Raw genomic sequence first — 11,450 nt, 5'->3', positions numbered from 1 at the left:
CCTAACTGAATGCTCCGCCTCGATCGACAGGATGACATGCTTAAAAAGCTGCTGGGTGCGCGCCGCGCGTCGGCATCCCCCGCTCCCGCCATACCCGACGGCGAACGCGTCTATGCGGTCGGCGACGTCCACGGCTGCGACGATCTGCTCGGGCAATTGCTGGCGCTGATCGCCGAAGACGATGCGGCGCGCGGGCCGGCGCGGACGACGCTGATCTTCCTCGGCGACCTCGTCGACCGCGGCCCCGCCTCTGCCGCCGTGATCGAACGGCTCCGCCAGCTGGCCGGGACGCGCCCCGATACCCGTTTCCTGCTCGGCAACCACGAGGAGGTGTTCCTCGAATCGCTCAAGGGCGAACCCAAGGCGCTGCGCATGTTCTGCCGCATCGGTGGACGCGAGACGATCATGAGCTACGGCATCGACGCGGCCGATTACGACCGGATGGATTACGAGGAATTGCACGCCGCCATGGGTGAGCGGATCCCGATCGCGCATCAGGAGTTCCTGGCACAGTTCGAGGATCTCATCGTCATCGGCGATTATGTCTTCGTGCATGCGGGCATCCGGCCCGGCACCGACCTGTCGAACCAGCGCAGCGCGGATCTGCGATGGATACGCAATCCGTTCTTGAATCATGAACGTCCATTGGAAAAGATGGTCGTTCATGGTCATACGATCAGCCAAGACTTGGACATACAGCCACATCGCATCGGCGTAGATACGGGCGCCTACGAAACCGGGCGCTTGACTGCGCTGGGGCTCGAAGGCACTTCGCGATGGACCATACGAGCCGGTTGAATTTCGCGTTCGCAGGAAGCGGTGCTGGCGTGATTGGGGCTTCACAGCGATACCCGTCATGCTATGCCGAGCCGTGGCGGTGCCATGTTGCATCGCCGCAACGGTTGCGGATCATTCGGGGTTCGCGGCCGATAAGCGGTTGTCCTGCTGACCTAGTTCTGGCAAGGCGACCGGTGACGAGCACAAGAGGGAGTTCATTATGCGTCTTGGGAAGTATCTCGCAGCTGCTGCTGCCGCGACGATGACGGTTGCTCCGGCGGTTGCCGCTCCGGCAAACCCGGCTGCCAGCCTGTCGGTGTCGAAGTCGGTCCGTACCGGTTCGGCGTCGTCGAAGAAGAACGAGCTCGCCGGTGGCGGCATCATCATCGCACTGGTCGCGGCTGCTGCCGTTGTCGCCGGTATCGTTGTTGTCGCCGACAGCGACGACGACGCGGACAGCAACTAAGCTGACCGATAGCTTCGGCTAGGAAATAGCGGCCTTCGGGCCGCTATTTTTTTGTCCGGCGCAGATGAGCTACCGCGCTTTGCCCTCCGATCGAAGCGATGCGGATTTTAGCGCAGACATGTCGTGGATGTCCGGGCGCTGCAGGCCTCTGCGCCAGCCGAGGAAGACATGAGGCGCGGAGGACGCGGAGGTTCACCGCGCATGTCCTCGGCGGCGCTTCCGGCCATCGCAGGCCGATGTCGCCGCATAGATCTCCCTCCGCGCCTCCGCACGAACATGATCTCCTTGCGGCGAATGTCGAGCAGTCGCCATGCTCGGCAATGCGACGCCCCCTCACCTCTCAGGACCACGGAGACGAAAAAAGCCGGCACTGTTACCAGCGCCGGCTTTCGATCAAAGCGATGTCGGGCGTTCAGCGGCCGGCAGGGGCACCGGGAGGAAGCGCGCCGGGCGGGAGTGCGCCGCCGGGCATGCCGCCCATCGCACCCTGCTGCTGTGCCTGCGCCTGCATCTGGCGAACGACCGATTCGGGCAGGAAGTCGATCAGCTCGACATCGAAGACCAAGGTCGAATTGCCGGGGATCGGCCCCTTGGTTTCTGCACCATAGCCGAGCGACGGCTTGATCCAGACGCGATATTTCGCGCCCTTGGCCATCAGCTTCAGCGCTTCGGAAAAGCCGGGAACGACCCCCGCGACCGGCATCGGCGTCGGCTGCTGCGACTTGTCGAAGGTCGTGCCGTCGAGCAGCTTGCCCTCGTAATTGACGAGCGCGACGTCGGTGTCGGTCGGCTTGGCCGCCCCGGGCTGGCCGGGCTGCAGCACCTTGTACTGAAGGCCCGAAGGCGTCGTCATCACGCCGCTGGCGCGGGCATTGCGGGTCAGGAAATCATCACCCTGCCGCGCCAGCAGAAAGGCCGCGACGCAGGCGAGCACGATGCCGACCCAGAGATAGACGAGATAGCTGCGTTTGACGGGCTGCAGCGGGACGGCAGTGACGGTCGACATCGAGGCACCTGGAGTTGTGGTGCCGGGCCGACCGTCACCGGTTGGTTGTGTCGAAACGTCGCGATGGCCGCCCTGATGCAGGCGCGACCGTCGCGACGATCAGAAGAACTTAACGCGCACCATCGCGCTCGGCGCGCTTGCGCTCGAGCTTGCGGGCACGACGCACCGCGGCGGCACGCTCGCGCGCACGCTTTTCCGACGGCTTCTCGTAGTGACGGCGCAGCTTCATCTCGCGATACACACCCTCGCGCTGCAGCTTCTTCTTAAGCGCGCGAAGAGCCTGGTCGACATTGTTGTCGCGGACGACGATCTGCATAAAACCCAATCACTCCGGTCAATAGCTAAAGCGGCCGCGGACGATAGGTCCGCGCCGTATGAACGCCGCCCCCTAGCAGCGCACCCGGCGATTGGCAACCCGTGCAGATCCCGTTGCCCTGGCAGGCGGGATACACGATCCGTGGTCACATTGACAGCGATCGTCGCCGGGATCAATGGTATCGCTAACAGGGCGCAGGTCCTGGCGTAGCTGGGGATGACGGGCAGCATGACGATCGCCTGCCGGAGGACGTCCGGGCCGACGCCGTGCCGGTGCGACCGCATCACGGCGCATGCCGGCCATCGCTCATCCGCCCCCCTTCGATGGAGATACTGACCATGCCGATACCCTTCGATCCCGCCGACGCGCTCGGCAGCGACTGGCGCGCCGGGCGCTGGATCGGCCGTATCGATCGCGGCGAGGGGCCCTGCCCGGTCCTGGTCGTCGGCGGCATCGTCCATGACATGAGCCGCGTCGCGCCGACGGTCGCCGAACTGGTGGCTGATGCAGCGTTCGATCCTGCGGCGGGCGAGGCGATCGGTGCGCTGGACGCGATCGGCCTGAGCGTCGACGGCGAGATGCGCTTGCTCAGCCCGATCGACCTGCAATGCGTCAAGGCGGCCGGCGTCACCTTCGCCGTATCGGCGATGGAGCGCGTCATCGAGGAGCGCGCGCGCGGCGATGCCGGTGCGGCAGCGGCGGTGCGCGCGCGGCTGGAGGGGCGGATCGGCGGCAGCATGCGCGCGGTGGTGCCGGGATCGCCCGAGGCCGCCGCGCTGAAACAGGCGCTGATCGACGAAGGCCTCTGGTCGCAATATCTGGAGGTCGCGATCGGCCCCGACGCCGAGATCTTTACCAAGGCACCGGTGCTGGCGACGGTCGGCTGGGGCGCGGACGTCGGGATCCGCTCCGATTCGACGTGGAACAATCCCGAACCGGAAGTCGTGCTGCTCGCCGACCCCACCGGCCGCGCCGTTGGGGCGACATTGGGCAATGACGTCAATCTGCGCGATTTCGAGGGCCGCTCCGCACTGCTGCTCGGCAAGGCGAAGGACAATAACGCATCCTGTTCGCTCGGCGCGTTCGTCCGCCTGTTCGACGACGGCTTCACGATCGACGACGTGCGGCGGGCCGAGATCACGCTGCGGATCGAGGGCACCGACGGCTATACGCTCGACGGCGCCAGCGCGATGAACCAGATCAGCCGCGATCCCGAAGACCTCGTGCGGCAGGCGCTGAGCGAGCACCAATATCCCGATGGCTTCGTCCTGTTCCTCGGCACCCTGTTCGCCCCGACGCAGGATCGCGACGTCGTCGGACAGGGCTTCACGCACAAGGTTGGCGACACCGTCGCGATCGCGACGCCCGGGCTGGGCCGGCTCGTCAACCGCGTGACGACCTCGAAGGATGCGCCCGCCTGGCGTTTCGGCCTGTCGGCGCTGATCCGCAACCTCGCCGGCCGCGGACTGCTCCGGGCATGATGACGATGGAGACGAATGTGAACGACACGACCGCCGCTGCCGATGGCTGGCGCGCGCAATACCCCTCGTTGCGCGGCAAGCGCGTGATCGTCACCGGCGGCGGATCGGGAATCGGTGCCGGACTGGTCGAGGCCTTCGCCCGGCAGGGCGCCAAGGTCGGCTTCGTCGATATCGCCGAAGCGGACAGCCATGCGCTGATCGAACGTCTTGCGGACGTCGATCACGTGCCGCTGTTCCGGCGGCTCGACCTCACCGATATCGCGGCGCTCGCCACCACCTTCGCCGACCTGCAGGCGGCGCTGGGCGGCGTCGACGTGCTCGTCAACAATGCCGCCAACGACGATCGCCATGCCATCGCCGATGTCACCCCGGCCTATTGGGACGAGCGGATGAACGTCAACCTGCGCCATCAATTCTTCGCCGCGCAGGCCGTGATCCCGGCGATGAAGGCGGCGGGTGGCGGGTCGATCGTCAATTTCGGGTCGATCAGCTGGCATCTCGGGCTTGAGGACCTGATCCTCTACCAGACCGCCAAGGCGGCGATCGAAGGCCTGACGCGCAGCCTCGCGCGCGATCTCGGCCGCGACAATATCCGCGTCAACGCGGTGATCCCGGGCAATGTGAAGACACCGCGGCAGGAGAAATGGTACACGCCGGAGGGCGAGGCGGAGATCGTCGCGGCGCAATGTCTCGACGGCCGGATCGAACCTGCCGACGTCGCCGCACTGGTACTGTTCCTCGCCGCCGACGATGCGCGCATGTGCACCGCACACAATTACTGGATGGACGCCGGCTGGCGGTGATAGCCACGGCCAGCGCGCCGGCCGTGACTTTCGCCGCATCTTCGACCAAGGCGCTTCGCATGAGCGGCATGGACGAAAGAGGCTGAGCGTGGGCAGACGGGCGATGGCGACGGTGGCGCGGCTATGGGTCCTGCTGCTGCTCGCGCTGGCGATGCCCGCGACGGCGCAGCCCTCGCCGATCGATGCCGCCACCGGCCAGCTGACCACGGCCGAAACCGCGCTGAACGCGGTCGACCGCGCACTCGACACGCGCACCGACCGCGCCGCCCGCGGCAAGCTGCGCGACGACGCACTGGGTGCGCAGAGCGCCGCGCGCGAGGCGGCGGACCAGTTGCGCGGGCAGCTGGCGCTCGTCGATGCCCGGATTGCGGGCCTCGGACCACCCGTCGCCGGCGTGGTCGAGGCGGCCGACATCCGCAATGAACGCCGCGCGCTGGCGCTGGCGCGCAACTCGCTCGATTCGAAGGTGAAGCGCGGCCAGCTGATCGCGGTTGAGGCCGGGCAGCTGGTCACCGAGATCGATCAGACCGACGCCGCGGAGATCGGCGAACGGATCGCAGTCCGCTCCGCCTCCCCGCTCGCGCCGCGGTTCTGGAGCGAGCTGTTCGCCGCCCTGCCCCGCGATGCGCGCCGGATCACGACCTTCATGGGCCGCGAATGGACGCAGGTCGAGACGGGCTTGCGCGGCGGCCTGCCCTGGGGCGCGCTGCTGGGCACGTTGCTGGCGATCGCGCTGCTGCTGCCGGTCCGGCAGCTGCTGCGGCGCATGGGGCAGCGGTATCTGATCGCGGATGCGCCGGGCCATCGGGTGCGGCGATCGGCCAATGCGCTGTGGCGGGTGTTGATCGGCACGGCGATGCCGACCGCCGCCGCCTTTCTGTTCGTTCAGGGGCTGCGCTGGTCGGCGCTGATCGCCCCGTCTTGGAGCGGGCTGGCCGACGCCTTCGTCGGCGCGGCGGGGTTCGCCGGTTTCACCGCCGCCGTCGCCGCCGCCTTCCTGATGGCGAGCCAGCCGTCGTGGCGGGTCGTGCCCCTGTCCGATGCTGCGGCGACCGCGCTGCGGCCGGTCGGCTGGGCTTTCGCCGCCCTCACCTTCGTCGTCATCCTGCTCGGCGCGTTCAACAGCGCGATCGGCGCCAGCCCGACCGCCTTGCTGGGACTGGAAGTCGCCGAAGTCGTCGTCCACCTGCTGCTGATCGGCGCGACGCTGCTGATCGTCGGGCGGCTGCGTGCCGCCGAAGCCGCGGACGGCGAAAGCGAGCGGGAGGCCGCCACCAGTGCCGGTGTCGGCGCGATCACGCTGACCTTGTGGCTGGTCGTCGCGGGCGCCGGCCTGTCGCTGCTGATCGGCTATGTCGGCCTCGCCATCACCGTGGCGCAGTTCGTCGTCTGGGCGACGCTGCTGGCGGTATGCACCTATCTGCTGATGGTCGTGGTCGACGACGTCGCCACCAGCCTCTTCCAGCGCGACAGCCGGATCGGGCAGACGCTGCGCCACGGCATGGGCGTCGGCGCGAGCGCGATCGACCAGTTCGGCGTGCTGCTGTCGGCGATGCTGCGGCTGGCGATCGTCGTCATCGCACTCGGGCTGCTGCTCTATCCGTTCGGGGCGGGCTTTGGGTCGTTCCTCGACCGGGTCGGCGGCCTCGCCCGCGGGGTCGAGGTCGGCGGTGTCTCGATCTCGCCCGGCACCATCCTGCGCTTCGTCGCGGTGCTGACGCTCGGCCTGTTCCTCGTCCGGCAGTTCACCGGCTGGCTCGACCAACGGTATCTGCCGAGCACCGACCTCGACGGATCGGTCCGCAATTCGATCCGGCTGGTGGCGCGCTACCTCGCCATCGCGCTCGCGGTGGTGTGGGCGCTGGCATCGCTCGGCATCGGCATGGAACGGATCGCATTGCTGCTGTCGGCGCTGTCGGTCGGCATCGGCTTCGGCCTGCAGGCGATCACGCAGAATTTCGTGTCCGGCCTGATCCTACTTGCCGAACGGCCGATCAAGATCGGCGACCTCATCCGCGTCGGCACCGACGAGGGCGACGTCAAGCGGATCAGCGTGCGATCGACCGAGATCGAGCTGGGCGACCATTCGACGCTGATCGTGCCGAATTCGGAGCTCATCACCAAATCGGTGCTTAACAAGACGCTCGCCGGCCCGCTGGGGCGCATCCAGATCCAGTTTTCCGTGCCGATCGCCACCGATGCCGACCGGGTGAAGGCACTGGTGCTGGAGACGTTCGCCAACGAACCCGCGATCCTCGACGCGCCCGCGCCGCTCGTCCAGCTCGACGGCATCGCCGACGGACGCATCTTGTTCAATTGCTATGGTCACGTCTCCAGCCCTCGCAACACCGGCGCGGCGAAGAGCGACGTGCTGCTCGAGCTGCTACGCCGGATGCGCCGCGAAGGCGTCGATCTCGGCACCGTGCCGCAGCGGCTGGAACTCGTCTCTAAAGACGCACCGGGACCCCGCGACCACTGACGCTTAGCCGGGCACGCCGTACAGCGTCAGGAAGGCGCGGAACCGGTGGTCGAACGCGCCATCCTCGCACAATCCGTCCAGCGCAGCCTGCGGGTCGAGCGCGATCCGCGACCGGTTGACCGGGCCGGAGAGGAGGTCGAACAGCATGTGCGCCATGCAGCCCGGATCGCCGGCGGCTAGCAGCCCCTGTCGCTGCGCCGTCGCGATCGCGCAGGTGATCGGCGCCATCAGCATCGCATGCCAGTGCCGCTGCCGCACCGCAAAGGTGGGGTTGGTCAGGGCGGTGTGGTTGATGAAGATGCTCAATCCGATATTCTCGGGTTTGAGCAGCAGGGTGAACATGTGCCGGGTGAAGGTCCGCAGCGCCGCGATCGGGTCGTCGGCACTGTCGGCGGTATCGCGGGCGAAGGCGTAGAGTTCGTCCATCCGGTGCTGGATCGCGGCGTCGATCAGCGCATCCTTGCTGGGAAAGCGGCGGTAGATCGTCTGTTTGGTGACGCCGATGTCCTGCGCCAGCGCATCGATCGACAGCGTCGCGTAGCGGGCGTCGCGCAACGCGTCGATCGTCCGTTCGAGGATCAGCGTCTCGAGCGCGCGCGCCTCTTCGCGGCTCGGTCGCCCGGCGCGTCGCTGGGGCGTCACCGTCATCATCGTCGCACCGGAAGTGTTCATGCGCGTCCTTGTCCGGGAGGTGCCCGGCGAAAGCAACCGGCCTGTCCGGCCATAGCGCGCGCCGATGAACCGCGGATGTCGCCCGTCGCCGCACGTCGCGCTTGGCTTTATGCCGCAGGGCAGCATAGTGGCGCGATGCGGATCGCGATCATCGACACCAGCACGACGCGCGCCGCGATCATCTCCGAAGGGCTGCGCGAAGCGGGTCTCGGCGACCTCGCGCTGATCGATCCCGCCGGGCCGCTGCTCGCGCAGCTGGAGGCGGCACGGCCCGAGGTGGTGCTGGTCAATCTCGAAAACCCCAGCCGCGACGTGCTGGAGGATTTCTTCGCGATGAGCCGCGCGCTCGCCCGCCCGATCGCGATGTTCGTCGACCAGAGCGATGCCGAATCCACCGCCGCCGCGGTCGATGCGGGCGTGTCCGCCTATATCGTCGACGGCCTCGCCAAGCAGCGGATCAAGCCGGTGCTCGACCTCGCGGTGCGCCGCTTCCAGGCGTTCGCGCGGCTCCAGAACGAACTGGCCGAGGCGAAGAGCGCGCTCGCCGACCGGCAGGCGGTCGACCGGGCCAAGGCGATCCTGATGAAACGGCGCGGGCTGGACGAGCCCGCCGCCTATGCGCTGCTGCGCAGCCACGCGATGCAATCGAACCGGCGCATCGCCGAGATCGCCGAGGCGATCGTCACCAGCGACGCGCTGATGGGAGATTTGTGATGTTCCGCATCGGCTTCCTGCCGCTGGTCGACGCCGCGCTGCCGATCCTGGCGCACGAACAGGGCTTTGCCGCGGCCGAAGGCGTCGGCATCGAGCTGGTCCGCGACATGACCTGGGCGACGGTGCGCGACCGGCTACTCTACGGCCATACCGATGCCGCGCATCTGATCGCCCCGCTGGCGATCGCGACCACGCTCGGCCGCGGCCGGCCGGCGGTGCCGCTGAGCGTGCCGTTCGTGCTCGGGCTGAACGGCAATGCGGTGACGCTGTCGACCGGGCTGGCCCAGGCGGTGGAGCTGGGCGACGGGCTCGCCGATCCGGTGGCGCTCGGCGCGCGGCTGCGCGTGGTGGCGGCAGTACGGCTCGCGGCGGGAACGCCGCTGCGCTTCGGCGTCGTCCACCGCTATTCCAGTCACAATTACATGCTGCGCTACTGGCTGGCCGCGGTCGGCATCCAGCCCGATCGCGATATCGAGATCGTCGTCACCAGCCCGCCCTTCGCGGCGGACGCGCTCGCCGCGGGCGAGGTCGACGGCATCTGCGTCGGCGAGCCGTGGAACAGCATCGCGGTCGACCGCGGCGTCGGTCGCATCGCGCTGGTCACCGCGCAGATCTGGCGGCGCGGGGTCGAGAAGGTGCTGGCGCTGCGCGACGACACGATGGCGGAGCGCGGCGACGAGGTCGCGGCGCTGCTGCGCGCGCTGCACCGGGCGGCCGCGCATTTCGTCGCGCCCGACACGGCGGAGGACAGTGCGGCGATCCTGTCGCGACCGGAATATTGCGCCGCCCCCGCCGCGACGGTTCTGCGCGCGATCACCGACCGGGTGCGGCTGGCGCGGGATGCCGAGGCGCTGCACATCCCCGATTTCATGTTCCAGTATCGCGAGGCGGCGAACTTCCCATGGCGCAGCCAGGCGGCGTGGCTCTATTCGCAGATGACGCGCTGGGACGGCACCCCCTTTTCGCCCGAGGAGGCGAAGGCGGCGGAGGGCGTGTTCCGGCCCGATCTCTATCGCGCGGCGCTCGCCGGATCGTCGGCGACGCTGCCGGGGGCGAGTTCGAAGATGGAAGGATCGATCGATTCGGCGACCGGCGTCGGTGCGACGCAGGGGCGGCTGATCCTCGGGAGCGACCGCTTCTTCGACGGGCGCGCCTTCGACCCCGACGAGATACCGGCCTATCTGAAGGGGTTGGCGGGGTAAGGTCGTTGCCTTCCCCGTGACGGCGGGGATAGCTAGTACGCTGCGCCTGAACCACTTTTGCTGCATGCGCGAAATACCCTTGCGCTGCCGATACGAATCAGGCATTTTTCGCATGGTCGGGCGATGAAGCCGGACACGAAATAGACGTCGGGACTGTCCAACGGGGGGCGGGATCGACGGCAAGGGGTCGGCGACCGCCCTCCCCTATACGGCAACGAAGCCGCCAGGATGCAACCAGCGATGGTCGACGTCCTGGCGGCTTTTTCTTTGTCCAGCGCAGATGGGGGACGGCATATGGCCACGGCACTCTGGCAAGACGATCGAACGAGCGACAAGACCGGTTTCTGGGCAAGCGGCCACACGCCGACGCTGATCGCGGCATTCCTGTATTTCGACCTCGCCTTCATGGTGTGGGTGCTGCTCGGCCCGCTCGCGCCGGACATCGCACGGACGCTGGCGCTCACCCCGGCCGAAAAGGGGCTGATGGTCGCGACACCGACGCTGGCGGGTGCGATCCTGCGCGTCGTCAACGGGCTGCTGGTCGACCGGATCGGCCCCAAGAAGGCGGGCGCGATCAGCCAGATCATCGTCATCGCCGGGCTGTTCTCGGCCTGGACGCTGGGGGTGAACAGTTTCGCCGGCACGCTCGCGCTGGGCGTCGTGCTGGGCTTCGCCGGCGCCAGCTTCGCGATCGCGCTGCCGCTCGCCAGCCGCTGGTATCCGCCGCAGCATCAGGGCAAGGCGATGGGCCTTGCCGGCATGGGCAATTCCGGGACCGTGCTCGCCGCATTGTTCGCGCCCGCGCTCGCCAAGCTGTTCGGCTGGAACGCGGTGCTCGGCCTTGCCTGCATTCCGCTGACCCTCGTGTTCGTCGCCTATATGCTGATGGCGAAGGATGCGCCGGACGCGCCCGCGCCCAAGAGCCTCTCGCAATATCTGACGCCGCTGAAATCGGGCGACGCCTGGTCGCTGATGGGCTTCTACGCGGTGACCTTCGGCGGCTTCGTCGGGCTCGCCGCCAGCCTGCCGATCTATTTCACGGACCGGTTCGGGCTGACCACGATCCAGGCCGGCTATTGCACCGCCGCCTGCGTCTTCGCCGGGTCGCTGGTGCGGCCGATGGGCGGCGCGCTTGCCGATGCGGTCGGCGGGGTCAAGGCGCTGACCGCGGTGTTCGTCGTCGCCGCGCTGGCGCTCGCCGGGGTCAGCATGGCGGGCAGCGTCGAGGCGGCGCTGGCGCTGTTCGTCCTCGCCATGCTGGCGCTCGGCACCGGCAACGGCGCGGTGTTTCAGCTGGTGCCGCAGCGCTTCGCCGCGGAGATCGGCGTGATGACCGGGCTGGTCGGCTTCGCCGGCGGCATCGGCGGTTTCTACCTCGCCTCCTCGCTCGGCATCGCCAAGCAGCTGACCGGCAGCTTTTCGTCGGGCTTCCTGATCTTCGCCGCACTCGCTCTGGTGGCCTTAACCGGTCTGACCCTAGTGAAGCGCGGATGGCGGGCGCGCTGGGGCGCCGCCGATACGGTCCGGATCTGAT

The 11,450-nt window shown here is 68.1% G+C and carries 11 protein-coding genes; 8 read left to right on the top strand and 3 right to left on the bottom strand.

The genetic code is table 11. The annotated features are described in order from the left end of the window. Window positions 1–36: 36 nt before the first annotated feature. Entirely contained in the window at window positions 37–798 is a 762-nt protein-coding gene (locus tag AC1RTO_RS04500; RefSeq protein WP_493160331.1) for a metallophosphoesterase family protein, read from the top strand. A 199-nt stretch (window positions 799–997) separates the two neighbouring features. Further along, window positions 998–1,243, top strand: coding sequence for a hypothetical protein (locus AC1RTO_RS04495; RefSeq protein WP_293877049.1), 246 nt, complete (start codon window positions 998–1,000; stop codon window positions 1,241–1,243). 412 nt (window positions 1,244–1,655) lie between these two features. On the opposite strand, the gene AC1RTO_RS04490 is transcribed toward AC1RTO_RS04495, so the two are convergent. Continuing rightward, entirely contained in the window at window positions 1,656–2,249 is a 594-nt protein-coding gene (locus AC1RTO_RS04490) for an FKBP-type peptidyl-prolyl cis-trans isomerase (RefSeq protein ID WP_493159695.1), read from the bottom strand. A 109-nt stretch (window positions 2,250–2,358) separates the two neighbouring features. Further along, window positions 2,359–2,565 (bottom strand): 30S ribosomal protein S21, encoded by a 207-nt coding sequence (gene rpsU, locus AC1RTO_RS04485; RefSeq protein WP_017978269.1) that lies wholly within the window; start codon window positions 2,563–2,565, stop codon window positions 2,359–2,361. A 338-nt stretch (window positions 2,566–2,903) separates the two neighbouring features. On the opposite strand from rpsU, the gene AC1RTO_RS04480 reads away from it, so the two are divergent. From AC1RTO_RS04480 to AC1RTO_RS04470, 3 genes are all read left to right on the top strand, one after another. After that, a complete protein-coding gene (locus tag AC1RTO_RS04480) occupies window positions 2,904–4,046 on the top strand; it encodes a fumarylacetoacetate hydrolase family protein (RefSeq protein WP_493159694.1) in 1,143 nt (380 codons plus the stop codon). A gap of 17 nt (window positions 4,047–4,063) precedes the next feature. Continuing rightward, entirely contained in the window at window positions 4,064–4,849 is a 786-nt protein-coding gene (gene xylB / locus AC1RTO_RS04475; RefSeq protein WP_493159693.1) for a D-xylose 1-dehydrogenase, read from the top strand. A gap of 88 nt (window positions 4,850–4,937) precedes the next feature. Next, window positions 4,938–7,328 carry a DUF3772 domain-containing protein gene (locus tag AC1RTO_RS04470; protein ID WP_493159692.1) on the top strand — a complete coding sequence of 797 codons (2,391 nt, stop codon included), beginning with the start codon at window positions 4,938–4,940 and terminating at the stop codon, window positions 7,326–7,328. A 3-nt stretch (window positions 7,329–7,331) separates the two neighbouring features. On the opposite strand, the gene AC1RTO_RS04465 is transcribed toward AC1RTO_RS04470, so the two are convergent. Further along, window positions 7,332–8,000 (bottom strand): TetR/AcrR family transcriptional regulator, encoded by a 669-nt coding sequence (locus AC1RTO_RS04465; RefSeq protein ID WP_493159691.1) that lies wholly within the window; start codon window positions 7,998–8,000, stop codon window positions 7,332–7,334. Between the two features lie 135 nt (window positions 8,001–8,135). Between AC1RTO_RS04465 and AC1RTO_RS04460 the strand changes: the two genes are divergently transcribed. The 3 genes from AC1RTO_RS04460 to AC1RTO_RS04450 all read left to right on the top strand — a co-directional run bounded on the left by AC1RTO_RS04460 (window position 8,136) and on the right by AC1RTO_RS04450 (window position 11,449). After that, window positions 8,136–8,714 carry an ANTAR domain-containing response regulator gene (locus AC1RTO_RS04460; RefSeq protein WP_493159690.1) on the top strand — a complete coding sequence of 193 codons (579 nt, stop codon included), beginning with the start codon at window positions 8,136–8,138 and terminating at the stop codon, window positions 8,712–8,714. Next, a complete protein-coding gene (locus tag AC1RTO_RS04455) occupies window positions 8,714–9,916 on the top strand; it encodes a CmpA/NrtA family ABC transporter substrate-binding protein (protein WP_493159689.1) in 1,203 nt (400 codons plus the stop codon). Before AC1RTO_RS04460 ends, AC1RTO_RS04455 begins: the two co-directional genes overlap by 1 nt. Before the next feature lie 294 nt (window positions 9,917–10,210). Further along, entirely contained in the window at window positions 10,211–11,449 is a 1,239-nt protein-coding gene (locus AC1RTO_RS04450; protein ID WP_493159688.1) for a nitrate/nitrite transporter, read from the top strand. The last annotated feature ends 1 nt before the right edge of the window (window position 11,450 follow it).

The organism is Sphingomonas sp. GW821-FHT10F09, assembly GCF_058809195.1.
The sequence above is the reverse complement of the archived record's forward strand: the minus strand, read 5'-3'. Positions and strand labels throughout refer to the sequence as shown.